Here is a 14,775-nt window from a genome sequence, read left to right on the forward strand (position 1 = left end):
CTCGGCAACCAGGAGACAACAACATCATGCCCAGCATTTTCGACCAGGACCTGCCGCGCAACGCGGCCAATTTCGCCGCCCTGTCGCCGCTGTCGTTCATCGAACGGGCCGCCGACGTGTATCCGGACCGGGTGGCGATTGTGCACGGGCCGCTGCGCCAGACCTGGAGCGAGACCTACACACGCTGCCGGCGGCTGGCCAGCGCGCTGCGGAAGGCAGGCCTGGGCAAGGGCGACACGGTCGCCGTGATGCTGCCGAACACTCCGCCGATGGTGGAAGCGCATTTCGGCATCCCGATGGCGGGCGCGGTGCTGAATGCGATGAATACGCGGCTCGATCCGGAAGCTGTCGCCTTCATGCTGGATCACGGCGAAGCCAAGGCGGTGATCGTCGACGTGGAGTTCGCGGGCGTGATGGCGAAGGCCATGGCCATGCGGAAGGACCAGGCTCCGCTGCTGGTGCTCGACGTGGAAGACGCGCTGTACACCGGCGCGGCACAGCGCATCGGCAGTGGAACCTACGAAGACTTCCTGGCGCAGGGCGACCCGGAATTCGCCTGGGAGCTCCCCGCGGACGAATGGGACGCCATCGCGCTCAACTACACGAGCGGCACCACCGGCAACCCCAAGGGCGTGGTCTACCACCACCGGGGCGCGGCCATCAATGCCATTTCGAACATCCTGGAATGGGACATGCCCAAGCATCCCGTCTACATGTGGACGCTGCCCATGTTCCATTGCAACGGCTGGTGCTTCCCCTGGACGGTGGCGGCGCGCGCCGGCGTCAACGTCTGCCTGCGCAAGGTGGAGGCCCGCGCCATGGCCGATGCGATCCGCACCCACGGCGTCACCCACTACTGCGGCGCCCCGATCGTGCACGGCATGCTGGTGAACGCGCCGGAGGAGATCAAGGCCGGCCTGCCGCAAGGCGTGAAGGCGATGGTGGCCGGCGCCGCGCCACCGGCGTCGCTGATCGAGGGCATGGAGACGCTCGGCTTCGACCTCACGCACGTCTACGGCCTCACGGAGGTCTATGGCCCGGCCACGGCCTGCGCCAAGCATGAAGCGTGGGACGGCCTGGACATCGGCGAGCGCGCCCGCCTGAATGCGCGCCAGGGCGTGCGCTACCACCTGCAGCGCAGCGCCCGCGTGCTGGATCCGGAGACGATGAAGCCGGTGCCGCTGGACGGCGAGACCATGGGTGAGATCATGTTCCAGGGCAACATCACCATGAAGGGCTATCTCAAGAACCCCAAGGCCACGCAGGAAGCTTTCGCCGGCGGCTGGTACCGCACGGGCGACCTGGCGGTGCAGTACGCCGACGGCTACATCAAGATCAAGGACCGCAGCAAGGACATCATCATCTCGGGTGGCGAGAACATCTCGTCCATCGAGGTCGAGGACGTGCTTTACCGCCATCCGGACGTGCTGGCCGCGGCGGTGGTGGCGAAGCCCGACGCGAAGTGGGGCGAAACGCCCTGTGCCTTCGTCGAGCTGAAGGCGGGCTCCACCCTGACGGCGGAAGCGGTGGTCGCGCACTGCAAGAAGCACCTGGCGGGCTTCAAGGTGCCGCGGGCGGTGGTCTTCGGCGAGCTGCCGAAAACCTCCACGGGCAAGATCCAGAAGTTCGAGCTGCGCAAGCAGGCGGGTTCAGCCGCCGCGATCGACGTCTAGGTCTTGGCCGAGAGCCCCAGCTTCTCGATCAGCACCTTTTCCTTCACGTACTGCTCGCGGATGAACTTCTCGTAGTCGGCGGAGTTCATGTAGATGACGGACTGGTCGTACTTCTCGAAGGAGGCCAGCACCGCCGGATCATCCAGTGTCTTCTTGAATGCATCGTGCAGCTTGGTGCGCACGGCCACGTCCATGCCGGCCGGCCCGCCGATCCCGAAGGGCGAATCGGAGATGGTGTCGTAACCCAGTTCGTTGAGGGTAGGGATGTTGGGAAACCGCTTCGCCCGCTTCGACCCGTAGGTTGCAAGTAGCCGCGTGGAGCCAGCCTCGACGTGCGGTGCCCATCCGGTCGAGTCGCTTTGCGACATCACGTGGCCCCCGATCAGCGCCTGGAAGCCGTCGGCGAAGGCCTTGAAGGGCACGTGCTGCAACTTGATGCCAGCCTTGAACGCGAACTCTTCCATGGCAAGGTGGGGTGTGGTTCCGATGCCAGGCGTCGCATAGGACAGCTTGCCGGGATTGGCCTTGGCGTAGTCCACGTATTCCTTCACCGATTTGATCGGCGTGTCGCTCTTCACGACGAGCCCGAACGTGTAGCCTGTCAGGCAGGCGATGTAAGTGAAGTCCTTGAGCGGATCGAAGAGCATCTTCTGCATGTGCGGCAACCGCGCCACGCCAATCGTGAGCTGCGACAACGTGTAGCCGTCCGGTGGCGCTTTCACCAGATCGTTCGGGCCGAGCATGCCGCTGGCTCCAGCCTTGTTCTCGACGATGATGTCCCCGCCCATGTTCTTGGCCGCGCTCATGGCGATTGCGCGCAGGACGGCGTCGGTGGCGCCTCCGGCGAGCCAGGGACAGATCAGCTTGATCGGCCGTGCGGGAAAAGCCTGGCCGAAAGCGGGCAGCGCGACGGCGGCGGAGGCGGCAAGGCCGGCTTGCAGCACGCGGCGGCGTGAACGGTCGAGTTGGGGCATGGGAAATCTCCTGAGCCGTTGAATCTAGTGCACGGCGGGTCACCGCCCATGAGGGGAAAGCCTGAGGGCGGCTTCTGCACCGCAGGAGAGTGCGGGCCGCGGCTCCTCTGTAACAGTCCGAACCGCCCCGGCGCGCCACCCGGCATACTGCCCCGCATGTCCCTGCTGAGTCCAACCGCCGCGCACGTGCTGGCCCATCCCGGTGAATTCACCCGGCGGGTGCTGAAAGGCTTCCGCAACAACCAGGGCCTGTTGCTTGCGGGCGCTGTCGCTTACTACGCGCTGCTTTCCGTGGTTCCGCTGCTGATCCTGGTCGTGATCGCCCTGTCGCATTGGGTCGACCAGGGCGAACTGCTGGAAACGCTGGGCCGTTACCTGGAGTGGCTGATGCCCGGCCAGTCGCGCGCCGTCGTCGGCGAGCTTTCCAACTTCGTCCAGCATCGCGACGTGATCGGCTGGGTGCTGCTGGGCACGATGCTCTTCTTCAGTTCGCTCGCTTTCACCGTGCTCGAGAAGGCGATGTCGGTCATCTTCCTGCACCGGATCGCCATCCGGCGGCGCCACTTCCTGCTCTCGGCCGTGCTGCCGTACCTCTACATCCTGTGCGTGGGGCTGGGGCTGCTGGTGGTGACTCTGGTGGCGGGAAGCTTGCAAGCCCTCGCGGACAACAACATCCATTTCCTGGGCCGCCAATGGTCACTCGAAGGCGTGTCGGGCGTGCTGCTCTATCTGCTCGGCCTGACAGGCGAGATCTTCGTGGTGGCGTCGATCTACATGGTCATGCCGGTGGGCAAGCTGTCGTGGCGGCATGCCTTGATCGGCGCCGTGACGGCTGCGCTGCTTTGGGAGATCACGCGGCACCTGCTGGTCTGGTACTTCGGCACCTTGTCGCAGGTGAGCGTGGTCTACGGATCGTTGACGACCGCGATCGTCGTGCTGTTCAGCCTGGAAATCGCGGCGACGCTGCTGCTGCTGGGTGCGCAGGTGATCTCGGAGTACGAAAGGATCGAACGGAAAAAGGACGCGGCCTGACAGGCCGCGTCCTCGTCCGACTAATCCCCCATCACCACGCCTTCGCGGCGCGGGTCGGCGCCGCCGAAGAAGCCGGTGGGCGTGCGCTGGATGGCCTGCAGACCGCTTGTGAGATTCTGCTCGCGCACCTCGGCGCCGCGCGCGCGCAGCGCTTCCACCGTCGCGGGCGGGAAGCGCTTTTCCTCCAGCAGGCTCGGACCGTTGAGCGAGCCGAAGTTCGGCAGGTCGATGGCCTGCTGCGTGTTCAGGCCCCAGTTCAGGGTGCCGTAGAGCACTTTGGCCGTGTAGTGGATGATGAGCGCGCCGCCGGGGCTGCCGCCGCTCATCACGAGCTGGCCGTTGGACTTGTCGAACACCAGGGTGGGCGCCATCGAGGACCGCGGGCGCTTGCCCGGCTGCACCCGGTTGGCGATGGGCCGGCCCTGCGCATCGGCGGGGGCGAAGCTGAAGTCGGTGAGCTCGTTGTTGAGCAAGAAGCCCTTGACCATCTGGCGGGCGCCGAACTGGTCCTCGATTGTCGTGGTCATCGCGATCGCGTTACCGTACCCGTCGACGATGCTGATGTGCGAGGTGCCGTACTCAGGCTGGTCGGGGCTGGGACCGTACCGGCTCGTGCGCTGGCCGGGCGTGCCGGGCTGCGCCACCTTCATGCTCTGCGCGCCGATAGTGCGGGCGCGTGATGCCAGGTAGGCGGGGTCGAGCAGGCTCATCCAGCTGCCGCCGGGCGGCTGCACGAAGTCGGGGTCCCCCAGGTACTGGCCGCGGTCGGCGAAGGCGAGCCGCGACGCCTCGGTATAGAGGTGCAGCCAGTTCGCCGATGGCAGGCCGTTCTCGAGCGGAATCGCGTCGGCGTGGGCACTGGCAAGAATGCCCAGGATTTGCCCCACCGCGATGGCGCCCGAACTCGGTGGCGGGAAGCCGCAAACCCGGTAGTCCTTGCCGCGCGCCTTGTGGTCGTGGCAGATCGGTTCGCGCTTTTTCGGCTGGTACCCGGCCAGGTCGGCCATCGAGAGCTTGCCGGGGTTGGTGGGATGGCGCTGGACCTTGTCGACGATCGCCTGCGCGATCTCGCCTTCGTAGAACGCGCCCGAGCCTTCATTGGCGATGCGCCGCAGCACGGCCGCCAGCTCCGGATTGCGCAGGTTGAAGCCGACGTCACGCGCCTCACCATCCGGCTTGAAGAAATAGGCGGCGGCCACCGGATCCTTCTTCAGATGCGCGTCGGCCTTGGCCAGCGTGTTGAGGCGCGGACTCACCTTGAAGCCGCCTTCGGCCAACGTGATCGCGGGGGCGAACAGCGACGCCCACGGCAGCTTGCCGTATTGCCTGTGCGCCACTTCCATCAGCCGCACGGTGCCTGGGGTGCCGACCGAGCGCCCCCCGACCACGCCGTCGTAGAAAGCCAGCGGCTTGCCATCGGCGCCGAGGAACAGCTTCTCGTCGGCGGCGGCCGGCGCCGTTTCGCGGCCATCGAAAGCTTCGACGTCCTTGCCGTTGAAATGCAGGAGGAAGGCGCCGCCGCCGATGCCGCTGGACTGCGGCTCGACCAGGGTCAGCACCATCTGCACGGCGATCGCCGCGTCGATGGCCGAACCGCCGGCCTTCAGCACCTGGTATCCCGCGTCGGTGGCCAGCGGATTGGCGGCCGCGACGGCGAACTTGCTCGTCGCCCATCCGGGCTTGGCGGTGATGCCGGAAGCGCCCTCCGGCTGCGTCGGCACGCTGTAGGCGAAGTTGCTGGGCGCGCTGGCGCAGGCGGCCAGCAGGCTGGCCGTGGCCAGCACGGTAAGGACATGGCGTCGCATCGTTTCTCCTTGGCTCTCTCGTGTGGTTGTGCACGCGCGGCGGTGACGCGTGTGCAGCCACTATAGAGCGGCCGGGAAGGCACTGCCAGCAGGTGCTACCAGGGCGCCTTGCGCCAGTAGGTGGTGTAGCACTCGCCGTCGAGGCAGAGCATCGGGTCGCGGTTCTTCGGGTGATTGCGCTTTTGCAGCTGGTAGGTGCTGACCTGGCCGGAGCGCGAGTGCGCCGTGATCGAGGTGGCGGTGGCGGTCCAGCGGCCGGAGTCGCCGCTCGAGCCGGAGGTGCCGCCCCAGGCGCCGCCGCCGTACGCCGAGGCGCTGCGCTCCGAGCCGTAGGTATAGCTGCCGTCCGCGCGGAGTTCGAAGCAGGCGGAGCTCTGCGAGCCGCCCCCGGCGTTGGCCGTGAAGCTCGACGACTTGCACCACTTTCCGACGAGGTCGCCGGCACCGCCGCCGCTGCCACCGCCGCGCCCCTGCGCCGCTTGCGGCGCCGCCGCGATGGTGCCGCGCGAGAAGGTGACCATGCCTGGCAACTGTCCGCCCGCCACCATCAACTGGCCGCCCTGGACCTGGAATTGGTACATCGCGACCTCGCCCTGGTCTTCCACCAGCAGCATGTTGCCTTTCACCTGGTAGCGGATCGGCCGCCCATCGACCTGTCCTCCGCCTTTGCCGTCGAAGGTGGCGTTGACACGCTGGCCATCGACCAGGGCGGTCCACGACCCGGTGAGCGCGGCGTCGGCCCAAGCGAGGGTTGCCGCGCAGGCGATGGCTGCGATGACGGAGCGAAGGAGCATGGCGGTCCCCGGCGGAGGTGCAAGTCTTCGCACTCTAATCCGACGGGGCGATGCCCGCCATGGGCCGAACGCGGGGACTTACTTGGGGGCCAGGCGGATGGCGCCGTCGAGGCGGATCACTTCGCCGTTGAGCATGTCGTTCTCGAAGATGTGCTTCGCCAGTTTGGCGTAGTCTTCGGGCGTGCCCAGGCGGGAGGGGAAAGGGACGCTGGCCGCGAGCGAATCCTGCACTTCCTTGGGCATGCCGAACATCATGGGCGTACCGAAGATGCCGGGGGCGATGGTCATGTTGCGGATGCCGTTGCGCGCGAGGTCGCGCGCGATGGGCAGCGTCATGCCGACGATGCCGCCCTTGGAGGCGCTGTACGCCGCCTGGCCGATCTGGCCGTCATAAGCCGCGACCGAAGCGGTGGAGATCATGCAGCCGCGTTCGCCGGTGGCTTCGGGCTCGTTCTTGCACATGGCGTCGGCCGCCAGGCGGATCATGTTGAAGCTGCCGATCAGGTTGACCGTGATCGTCTTGGAGTAAACGGCCAGGCTGTGGGCGCCGTTGCGGCCCACGGTCTTCTCGGCCGGCGCGATGCCGGCGCAATTGACCAGCCCCATCAGCTTGCCCATGGAAACGGCCTTCGCCACCACGGCCTGGCCATCGGCCTCCTGGCTGACGTCGCACTTGACGAAGGCGCCGCCGATGTCCTTGGCGATGGCTTCGCCCTTTTCCACCTGCATGTCGGCGATGACGACCTTGCCGCCGTTGGCAGCCAGCATGCGCGCCGTGCCTTCGCCGAGGCCGGAGGCCCCGCCGGTGACGATAAAGACCTTGCCTTGGATTTCCATGTTCTCGCTCCAGGAGTGACGTTGACGTTAACGTCAATTATCGCAAACGAAAAAGCCCGCTTGCGCGGGCTTCCTGGATCCCCGCCTGCACGGGACGACCTCACCATCGCGAGGTCACTTGAACCCGACGCGGTCCAGCATCTGTTGGACTTTGACGGTGTTCGCGCCAACCGCCGCCAGTGGAATCGTCTCCGACTTGAAGTCGCCGCCGCCGCTCATGGCCTGCAGGGCGGGGTTGGCGACCTTCACGCCCTTCGCGGTGGGCCATTCGTTGTTGCCGTTGGCGAAGTAGTTCTGGGCATCCGGGCTCGCCAGGTATTCGAGGAATTTCACGGCGGCGGCGGTGTTCTTCGCATTCTTCGCGACGGCGCCGCCGGCGATGTTCAGGTGCGTGCCCCAGGTCGCCTGGTTGGGGAACACGACGCCGACACGCTCCATCAGCGCCTTGTCGTCCGGATTGGAAGAGCGCAGCAGCCGGGCAATGTAGTAGCTGTTGCTCACGGCGATCTGGCACTCACCGGCGCCGACGGCCTTGATCTGGTCGGTATCGCCGCCCTTGGGGTCGCGCGCCATGTTGGTGACGATGCCCTTCAGCCAGGCCTCCGCCTTCTGCTCGCCCAGATGCTCTGTGACGGCGCCGAACAGCGAAAGGTTGTACGGGTGCGAACCGGAACGCAGGCAGACCTTGCCCTTGTTCTTGGCATCCGCCAGTTCCTCGTAGGTGTCCACGTCCTCGCGCTTCACCTTGATCTTGTCGTACACCACCACGCGGGCGCGGGTGGAGAAGCCGAACCAGCTCGTGCCGTCGGCGCCGGCCACACCGCGGTACTGGGCGGGGATGGCTTCTTCCAGCGCCTTCGACTTGATGGGCTTGAAAAGGCCGTCGACTTCACCCTTGTACAGGCGCGCGGCATCGACCAGCAGGATCACGTCGGCCGGGGAGGCGGTACCTTCCGCCTTCAGGCGCGCGAGGATGCCGGCGTCGTCCGCATCGACGCGGTTGATCTTGATGCCGGTCGCCTTCGTGAAGTTGGCGTAGAGGGCTTCGTCGGTCGAGTAGTGGCGAGCCGAGTAGAGATTCAGGACCTGGTCCTGGGCCAGAACAGGCGCGGCGGCAACGAGCAATGCGAGGGAGAGGGCCTTGGCAAACATGAGGATTCCTGCGATGGGATGCGCGAATGATACGGCAAACACGAATCATTCTCAATCGTATAGCTGGCGTGCAAGCGCAATAAAAAAGCCTCCAGTCTTGCGACTGGAGGCTGAAGGATCCCTGAACCGTTGAGGTGTCGAAAGGACCCGAGGAGACAACCTGAAGAACTCAAGGTTCGAGTGAACCGAGTATCCGATAGACGCTCCCTGAGCTGTAGAGTTCCGACTCCAGGAAGCTGGAGCCGGAGCCTGCTAGTTCAAGATTCAGGCGGCGCGCTTGGCCTTGACGGTGGTCGCCTTGGTGGCGTTCACGGCCTGGCTGGCGACGGCGTTGAAGTTCGCTTCGGCGACGTCGGCGGCTTGCTTGACGGCCTTCTGCACGGATTCCAGGGCGTTGTTGCCGGCGGCAACGGCGCTCTTGAACACGGCGACGGCCGTCTCGGAACCGGCCGGGGCGTTCTTGGCGGCGTTGTCCACGACGGCCAGGAACTTCTTCTGGGCGTCGGCGACCTGGCCTTCGAACGTCTTGCCGAAGTCAGCGCCGGTGGCGGCGGTGATGTCGTACAGGTGACGGCTGTAGGCGGCGGTCTTCTCGGCCAGGGGCTGGAACAGGGCGGCTTGCAGGGCCAGCAGCTCCTGGGCGTCCTTGACGTTCAGGAAGGTCTGGGCGGTGCCGGCGGCTTCTTCCAGGGCAGCCTTGGAAGCGGTGACGTTCAGCTCGACGAGCTTCTCGACGCCTTCGAAGGCCTTGGTGGTCAGGCCGAACAGGGTTTCGACATTGGCTTTTTGGGCGGCCAGCAGTTGGTCAGCGGTCAGCATGGGAATTCTCCGGTTAGAAAGAGGGTTGAGGTGCGGTACTTGTTGACTGCCCTGATTCCGGGCCATCCCGTCATGTTGCAGTGCAGCATGGATCGAAGTATAGGGGCGCCCCTGGCGTTTGCAAGCTCTTTTTGTTGCATTGCAACATTCTAGGACCCAGGCTCTAAATGCAGGCCTTCTACGCCACCCAGTTCGTCTTGCAGCTGCCGGCCGGCCACCGCTTCCCGATGGGCAAGTACCAGCTGCTCCGCGACCGGCTCGCCGCCGAGGTGCCTGAGGTCCAGCTCATGCAGGCGGAACCCGCGACGGATGGTGAATTGGCGTTGGTTCACACACCTGGCTACATCGCGGCGATCAGCGACGGAACGGTCGCGCCTGCCGTGATGCGGGAGATCGGCTTCCCCTGGAGCGCCGCCATGGCGGACCGCGCCCGGCGCTCCGTCGGCGCCACCATCGCCGCCTGCCGGTCGGCCCAGCGGGACGGCGTGGCGGCGAACATCGCCGGCGGGACCCACCACGCCTACGCCGACAAGGGCGGCGGCTTCTGCGTGTTCAACGACGCCGCGGTGGCCGCCCGGCTGATGCAGGCCGAGGCGGCCAGGAGCCGCAGGCAGCCATTGCGCGTGGCCATCATCGACCTCGACGTCCACCAGGGCAACGGCACGGCGCGCGTGTTCCAGGCGGACCCGACGGTCTTCACGCTGTCGATCCATGGCCAGAAGAATTTCCCGTTCCGCAAGGAAGCCGGCGACCTCGACGTCGACCTGCCGGACGGCACCGGCGACGAGACCTACCTGCACGCGCTGGAAATCGCGCTGGGCGACCTGGAGCGCCGCTTCGAGCCGGACCTCGTCATCTACCTGGCCGGGGCCGACCCGCACGAAGGCGACCGCCTGGGCCGCCTCAAGCTCACCTGGGATGGCCTGGAAGCACGCGACCGGCGCGTCTTCGACTGGGCCTGGCAGCGCGGCGTGCCGCTCGCCTTCGCGATGGCCGGCGGCTACGGCAACCGCATCGAGGACACGGTGCAGGTGCAGGTGAACACGTTCCGTGCGGCGGCGGACTATGCGCGCCGCTGGCACAATCGGCCGCGATGACCGAAGCCGCCAAGCCGCAGCCGGAGCCCCGCGCCGCCTACAAGACCTTCCGCACGATCACCACCCGCTGGATGGACAACGATGCCTACGGGCACGTGAACAACGTCGTCTACTACAGCTGGTTCGACACGGTGGTCAACGCGCATCTGATCGACGAGGGCGTGCTCGACATCCATGCCGGCGAAACCATCGGCCTGGTGATCGAGACGCAGTGCAACTACTTCGCCTCGGTGGCGTTCCCGCAGACCGTGGAAGCGGGCCTGCGCGTGGCGCGCATCGGCAAATCCAGCGTGCGCTACGAGGTCGGCCTGTTCATCCAGGGCGAAGACCTCACCGCTGCCAAGGGCCACTTCGTCCATGTCTATGTCGACCGGGCGACCCGGCGGCCCACCGCGCTGCGCGCGCCCCTTCAAACCGTCCTCGAGGCCCTGACTTGAACCCCACCCAGGTGAGTACCGTGGTCGCCGACCCCGCCAGCGTGGCGGACGCGATCGGCAGCCGTTTTTCGTGCCGCGCCTTCCACCGTGACAAGCCGGTCGCGCGCGAACAGATCGAGGAACTGCTGGCGCTGGCCCGCCGGTCTCCCTCGGGCACCAACACCCAGCCCTGGAAGGTCTACGTGCTGCAGGGCGCGAGCCGCGACGCGCTGGTGGACAAGGTCTGCGCGGCGCACGACGCCATCTACGCCGACCCGGCGCGCGCCGCCGAATTCCGCGAGGAGTACGACTACTACCCGGAAAAATGGGTGTCGCCGTACATCGACCGGCGGCGCGAGAACGGCTGGAGCCTGTACGGCCTGCTGGGCATCGCCAAGGGCGAGAAGGACAAGATGCATGCGCAGCACCAGCGCAACTACCGCTTCTTCGACGCGCCCGTCGGCCTGATGTTCACGATGGACCGGGTGATGGGCCGGGGCTCGTTGATGGACTACGGCATGTTCCTGCAGAACATCATGGTGGCCGCGCGTTCGCATGGCCTGCACACCTGCCCGCAGGCGGCGTGGAACGGCTTCGCCAAGATCATCCTGCCGCACATCGGGGCGTCGGACAGCGAGATGCTGGTCTGCGGGATGTCGCTGGGCCATGCGATCGAGAGCGAGCCGGTGAACAGCTTCCACACCCCGCGCGAGCCCGTGGAAGGCTTCACCCGCTGGCTGGACTGAAGGAGCCTGGATCCCCGCCTGCGCGGGGATGTGGCGTCACAGTTTGCCGAACCGCTTGTTGGCGTTGATCATGCAATCGGCGCGCTGCTCGCCGGCCAGTGCGTCGCAGCGTTCGCGCGCCGCGGCGAACAACGCCGCGCGCTGACGGTCTTCCGCCTCGGTGCGCTCTTCCACCACCCGGGTCGAGCGCAGGCTGTCCTCCACCGCGGCGGTCTGGAGCTTGGCTTCGGCCTTCGCCTGCGCCAACACGGCTTTCGCATCCTTGCGGCAGACATCCTTGGCATTGCCATCCAGCGGCTCGCACATCTCGCGGGCCAGTGCATGGGCGGCTTCCGCACGCGTCACGCGCAGCCGCTCGTCGTTCTTGGCGGTGGGCCTGTACTGCATCTCCAGTTCGGCCATCGCGACGTCGCGTGCACCGCGGGCCTTGACCAGGCACACCTCCTTGGCGTTGTGCTTCAACGGCTTGCAGCGCGCCTGCGCAGCGTCGTAGTGGGCTTCGATGCTCTTCCCCTGGGCCCGGTGCGCGTCCTTGCTCATGGCGGCGGGAGCCTGGGCACTCCAGGCGAGGCAGGCCGCGAACGCCAGCCAATGAAGGGATGATGGGCGCGGCATCTCAGGATTTCTCGTAGGGGAAGTCGCCGGCACGGGAAGGCTCCAGCCGGTGGTCCGGGTGGCTCTCCTCCCACTGCTTCACCTGCTTGTGCGCATCGTCGCGCGCCAGGCCATGCCGTTGCTGGATCCGGCCGAGCAACTGGTCGCGCCGGCCGGCGATGACGTCGAGGTCATCGTCCGTGAGCTTGCCCCACTGTTCCTTGACCTTGCCTTTCAGCTGTTTCCAGCGTCCTTCGAGTCGATCCTGGTTCATCGCTGCAGCCTTCTTCCGCGGCGGATCCCGCAACGTGACTTTAGGAAATGCGGCCCGGCTCTGCCGGTAGGAGCTTCGCCGCGCCAGAGGTAGGCCGCCACCTACTCTGGGCCGCAGTTGCTATGCTTCCGGCTCCCGGAGGAGACCCCCATGAATCAAGCGCGATCCGTGATCGCCGTCCTGGCCTGCATGGCCCCAGGCCTCGCCGCCGCCGCCGAGCTGGACGCCAGCCGCATGTCCCCCCTGTGGGGCCTGCCCTTCGCCGGCATCCTGCTGTCGATCGCCTTGCTGCCGCTGGTCGCCCCCAGCTTCTGGCACCACCACTTCGGCAAGGTCGCGGCAGCCTGGGCGCTGGCGTTCCTGGTGCCTTTCGCCGCGGTCTACGGCCCGGGTCTGGCGGGGACCAGCCTCGTGCACGTCCTGCTGGCGGAATACGTGCCCTTCGTCATCCTGCTGACCGCGCTGTTCACGGTCGCGGGGGGCATCTACATCCGCGGAAACCTGCACGGCACGCCGGCGCTGAACACGGCGATCCTGGCCATCGGGGCCGTCCTGGCCAGCATCATGGGGACCACCGGGGCTTCGATGCTGCTGATCCGTCCGCTCATCCGGGCCAACGACAACCGGACGCACACCGCCCATGTGGTGGTGTTCTTCATCTTCATCGTCTCGAACGCCGGCGGCTCGCTCACGCCGCTGGGGGATCCGCCGCTCTTCCTCGGGTTCCTCAAGGGCGTGGACTTCTTCTGGACGCTGCGGCACATCTTCCCGGAGACGCTGTTCCTGGTGGGCACGCTGCTTGCCATCTTCTACGCGCTCGACTGGTGGTTCTATCATCACAAGGAGGAGACGCTGCCGGTGGACCCCACGCCGGACACGCGGGCGATCGGCTTCGACGGTGCCCGCAACTTCTGGCTGCTTGGCGCCATCGTGGGGCTTGTGCTCCTGAGCGGAAGCTGGAAGTCCGCCATCGTCTTCGACATCGCCGGCACGCCGGTCGGCCTGCCCGGACTGGTGCGGGATGTCGGCCTCATCGCCGTCACCCTGATCTCTCTGAAGGTGACTCCCGGGAGCGTCCACGCGGACAACCAGTTCTCATGGGGCCCCATGCTGGAAGTGGCCAAGCTCTTCGCTGGCATCTTCCTGACCATCATCCCGGTGATCGCGATGCTGCGCGCCGGCGTGAACGGGCCTTTCGGCGCGGTCATCGCGGCCGTGACGCGGCCGGACGGCACGCCGGACCCGGCGATGTACTTCTGGGCCAGCGGCCTGCTCAGCTCGTTCCTCGACAACGCACCGACCTACCTGGTGTTCTTCAATACCGCCGGCGGCGATCCGAAGGTGCTGATGACCACCATGGCCACGACCCTGGCGGCGATCTCCGCCGGCTCCGTTTTCATGGGCGCGAACAGCTACATCGGCAACGCCCCGAACCTGATGGTGAAGGCGATCGCCGAGGACCGGGGTGTCAAAATGCCGAGCTTCTTCGGGTACATGCTCTGGTCCTTCGGCATCCTGGTCCCGCTGTTCATCGTCATGACCTTCATCTGGTTCCGCTAGCCATCTCCGCCATGAACAAGCCCCGCATCCTCGTCGCGCGCGCCGTCTTTCCGCACATCATCGAACTGCTGGAGCAGCACTTCGAGGTGGAACACAACCAGGCCGACGCGGCCTGGTCGAAGGCGGATCTCATCGCCCGGCTGCACGGCAAGGCGGGCGCCTTCACCACCGGCGGCGAGCGCATCGACGCCGAGCTGCTCGCCGCCTGCCCCGAACTGAAGATCTGCGCCAACATGGCCGTCGGCTACAACAACTTCGACCTGCCGGCGATGACCGCGCGCCAGGTGTTGGGGACCAACACGCCGGACGTGCTGACGGAAACGACGGCCGACTTCGGCTTTGCGCTGCTGATGGCCACGGCCCGCCGGGTCACGGAGAGCGAACACTTCCTGCGCGCGGGGAAATGGAGCAAGTGGAGCTACGACATGTTCGCCGGCTCCGACGTGCACGGCAGCACGCTGGGCATCCTGGGCATGGGACGCATCGGGCAAGGCATCGCCCGGCGCGGGGCCCACGGCTTCGGCATGCACGTGATCTATCACAACCGTTCGCGGCTGACGCCGGATCTCGAGGCCGCATGCAAGGCCCGCTACGTGGGCAAGGACGAACTGCTGGCCCAGGCGGACCACCTGGTGCTGGTGCTGCCTTACAGCGCCGAGTCGCACCATGCGATCGGCGCGGCCGAACTGGCGAAGATGAAGCCGACGGCCAACCTGATCAACATCGCGCGCGGCGGCATCGTCGACGATGCGGCACTGGCGAAGGCGTTGAAGGAAAAGCGCATCGCCGCTGCCGGCCTTGACGTTTTCGAGGGCGAACCCAAGGTCCATCCCGACCTGCTGACCGTGCCCAACGTCGTCCTCACGCCGCACATCGCCAGCGCCACGGTGCCCACGCGCCAGGCGATGGCGAAACTGGCCGCCGACAACCTGGTCGGCTTCCTCGTGCACGGCAAGCCGCTGACGCCGCTGAACCCCGAAGTGCTGAAGGGCTGAGCCACGC

15 protein-coding genes are annotated in these 14,775 nt (G+C 66.6%); 7 read left to right on the forward strand and 8 right to left on the reverse strand.

From position 1 onward, the window contains the following. Positions 1-26 precede the first annotated feature (26 nt). Positions 27-1,673, forward strand: a complete 1,647-nt coding sequence (locus FN976_RS03570) for an acyl-CoA synthetase (RefSeq protein ID WP_145891061.1) — start codon at positions 27-29, stop codon at positions 1,671-1,673. Here FN976_RS03570 and FN976_RS03575 read toward each other — a convergent pair. Then, positions 1,670-2,647, reverse strand: coding sequence for a tripartite tricarboxylate transporter substrate binding protein (locus FN976_RS03575; protein WP_145891063.1), 978 nt, complete (start codon positions 2,645-2,647; stop codon positions 1,670-1,672). The genes FN976_RS03570 and FN976_RS03575 overlap by 4 nt on opposite strands. Before the next feature lie 156 nt (positions 2,648-2,803). Between FN976_RS03575 and FN976_RS03580 the strand changes: the two genes are divergently transcribed. Then, complete coding sequence (locus tag FN976_RS03580; RefSeq protein WP_145891065.1) at positions 2,804-3,679, forward strand: YihY/virulence factor BrkB family protein; 876 nt, start codon at positions 2,804-2,806, stop codon at positions 3,677-3,679. Positions 3,680-3,699: 20 nt separating this feature from the next. Here the strand turns inward: FN976_RS03580 and ggt are convergent, their stop codons facing one another. The 5 genes from ggt to FN976_RS03605 form a co-directional block, all read right to left on the reverse strand. Then, positions 3,700-5,484, reverse strand: a complete 1,785-nt coding sequence (ggt, locus tag FN976_RS03585; RefSeq protein ID WP_145891067.1) for a gamma-glutamyltransferase — start codon at positions 5,482-5,484, stop codon at positions 3,700-3,702. Between the two features lie 95 nt (positions 5,485-5,579). Continuing rightward, a complete protein-coding gene (locus FN976_RS03590) occupies positions 5,580-6,278 on the reverse strand; it encodes a hypothetical protein (protein WP_145891069.1) in 699 nt (232 codons plus the stop codon). A gap of 78 nt (positions 6,279-6,356) precedes the next feature. Continuing rightward, positions 6,357-7,115 carry a 3-hydroxyacyl-CoA dehydrogenase gene (locus FN976_RS03595; protein WP_145891071.1) on the reverse strand — a complete coding sequence of 253 codons (759 nt, stop codon included), beginning with the start codon at positions 7,113-7,115 and terminating at the stop codon, positions 6,357-6,359. 114 nt (positions 7,116-7,229) lie between these two features. Continuing rightward, entirely contained in the window at positions 7,230-8,267 is a 1,038-nt protein-coding gene (locus FN976_RS03600; protein ID WP_145891073.1) for an extracellular solute-binding protein, read from the reverse strand. 264 nt (positions 8,268-8,531) lie between these two features. After that, positions 8,532-9,086, reverse strand: a complete 555-nt coding sequence (locus FN976_RS03605; protein ID WP_145891074.1) for a phasin family protein — start codon at positions 9,084-9,086, stop codon at positions 8,532-8,534. 167 nt (positions 9,087-9,253) lie between these two features. Between FN976_RS03605 and FN976_RS03610 the strand changes: the two genes are divergently transcribed. The 3 genes from FN976_RS03610 to FN976_RS03620 are packed head-to-tail and all read left to right on the forward strand — an operon-like array spanning position 9,254 to position 11,345. Further along, positions 9,254-10,183, forward strand: a complete 930-nt coding sequence (locus FN976_RS03610; protein ID WP_145891076.1) for a histone deacetylase family protein — start codon at positions 9,254-9,256, stop codon at positions 10,181-10,183. Beyond that, positions 10,180-10,620, forward strand: coding sequence for an acyl-CoA thioesterase (locus FN976_RS03615; RefSeq protein WP_145891078.1), 441 nt, complete (start codon positions 10,180-10,182; stop codon positions 10,618-10,620). Before FN976_RS03610 ends, FN976_RS03615 begins: the two co-directional genes overlap by 4 nt. Further along, positions 10,617-11,345: a nitroreductase gene (locus FN976_RS03620; protein ID WP_145891080.1), complete on the forward strand. Its 729-nt coding sequence runs from the start codon at positions 10,617-10,619 to the stop codon at positions 11,343-11,345. The genes FN976_RS03615 and FN976_RS03620 overlap by 4 nt, the downstream gene beginning before the upstream one ends. A gap of 36 nt (positions 11,346-11,381) precedes the next feature. Here FN976_RS03620 and FN976_RS03625 read toward each other — a convergent pair whose 3' ends face one another. Further along, complete coding sequence (locus FN976_RS03625) at positions 11,382-11,885, reverse strand: hypothetical protein (protein ID WP_145891082.1); 504 nt, start codon at positions 11,883-11,885, stop codon at positions 11,382-11,384. A gap of 76 nt (positions 11,886-11,961) precedes the next feature. Then, positions 11,962-12,213 (reverse strand): CsbD family protein, encoded by a 252-nt coding sequence (locus tag FN976_RS03630; RefSeq protein ID WP_145891084.1) that lies wholly within the window; start codon positions 12,211-12,213, stop codon positions 11,962-11,964. Positions 12,214-12,363: 150 nt separating this feature from the next. Here FN976_RS03630 and FN976_RS03635 point away from each other — a divergent pair, with 150 nt between their 5' ends. Together FN976_RS03635 and FN976_RS03640 are read left to right on the forward strand one after the other, a co-directional pair. Further along, on the forward strand, positions 12,364-13,773 hold the full coding sequence (locus tag FN976_RS03635; RefSeq protein ID WP_145891086.1) for a sodium:proton antiporter: 1,410 nt from the start codon (positions 12,364-12,366) through the stop codon (positions 13,771-13,773). An 11-nt stretch (positions 13,774-13,784) separates the two neighbouring features. Beyond that, positions 13,785-14,768: a 2-hydroxyacid dehydrogenase gene (locus FN976_RS03640; protein ID WP_145891088.1), complete on the forward strand. Its 984-nt coding sequence runs from the start codon at positions 13,785-13,787 to the stop codon at positions 14,766-14,768. Positions 14,769-14,775 lie beyond the last annotated feature (7 nt).

Origin of the sequence: Caenimonas sedimenti (assembly GCF_007833165.1) — a bacterium.
In the GTDB taxonomy this organism is placed as follows: domain Bacteria; phylum Pseudomonadota; class Gammaproteobacteria; order Burkholderiales; family Burkholderiaceae_C; genus Ramlibacter; species Ramlibacter sedimenti.

Bases quoted from the DNA above. Each gene is read 5' to 3' on its own strand.
- FN976_RS03570 (WP_145891061.1), top strand. From the start codon at position 27: ATGCCCAGCATTTTCGACCAGGACCTGCCGCGCAACGCGGCCAATTTC.
- FN976_RS03575 (WP_145891063.1), bottom strand. From the start codon at position 2,647: ATGCCCCAACTCGACCGTTCACGCCGCCGCGTGCTGCAAGCCGGCCTT.
- FN976_RS03580 (WP_145891065.1), top strand. From the start codon at position 2,804: ATGTCCCTGCTGAGTCCAACCGCCGCGCACGTGCTGGCCCATCCCGGT.
- ggt (WP_145891067.1), bottom strand. From the start codon at position 5,484: ATGCGACGCCATGTCCTTACCGTGCTGGCCACGGCCAGCCTGCTGGCC.
- FN976_RS03590 (WP_145891069.1), bottom strand. From the start codon at position 6,278: ATGCTCCTTCGCTCCGTCATCGCAGCCATCGCCTGCGCGGCAACCCTC.
- FN976_RS03595 (WP_145891071.1), bottom strand. From the start codon at position 7,115: ATGGAAATCCAAGGCAAGGTCTTTATCGTCACCGGCGGGGCCTCCGGC.
- FN976_RS03600 (WP_145891073.1), bottom strand. From the start codon at position 8,267: ATGTTTGCCAAGGCCCTCTCCCTCGCATTGCTCGTTGCCGCCGCGCCT.
- FN976_RS03605 (WP_145891074.1), bottom strand. From the start codon at position 9,086: ATGCTGACCGCTGACCAACTGCTGGCCGCCCAAAAAGCCAATGTCGAA.
- FN976_RS03610 (WP_145891076.1), top strand. From the start codon at position 9,254: ATGCAGGCCTTCTACGCCACCCAGTTCGTCTTGCAGCTGCCGGCCGGC.
- FN976_RS03615 (WP_145891078.1), top strand. From the start codon at position 10,180: ATGACCGAAGCCGCCAAGCCGCAGCCGGAGCCCCGCGCCGCCTACAAG.
- FN976_RS03625 (WP_145891082.1), bottom strand. From the start codon at position 11,885: ATGAGCAAGGACGCGCACCGGGCCCAGGGGAAGAGCATCGAAGCCCAC.
- FN976_RS03630 (WP_145891084.1), bottom strand. From the start codon at position 12,213: ATGAACCAGGATCGACTCGAAGGACGCTGGAAACAGCTGAAAGGCAAG.
- FN976_RS03635 (WP_145891086.1), top strand. From the start codon at position 12,364: ATGAATCAAGCGCGATCCGTGATCGCCGTCCTGGCCTGCATGGCCCCA.
- FN976_RS03640 (WP_145891088.1), top strand. From the start codon at position 13,785: ATGAACAAGCCCCGCATCCTCGTCGCGCGCGCCGTCTTTCCGCACATC.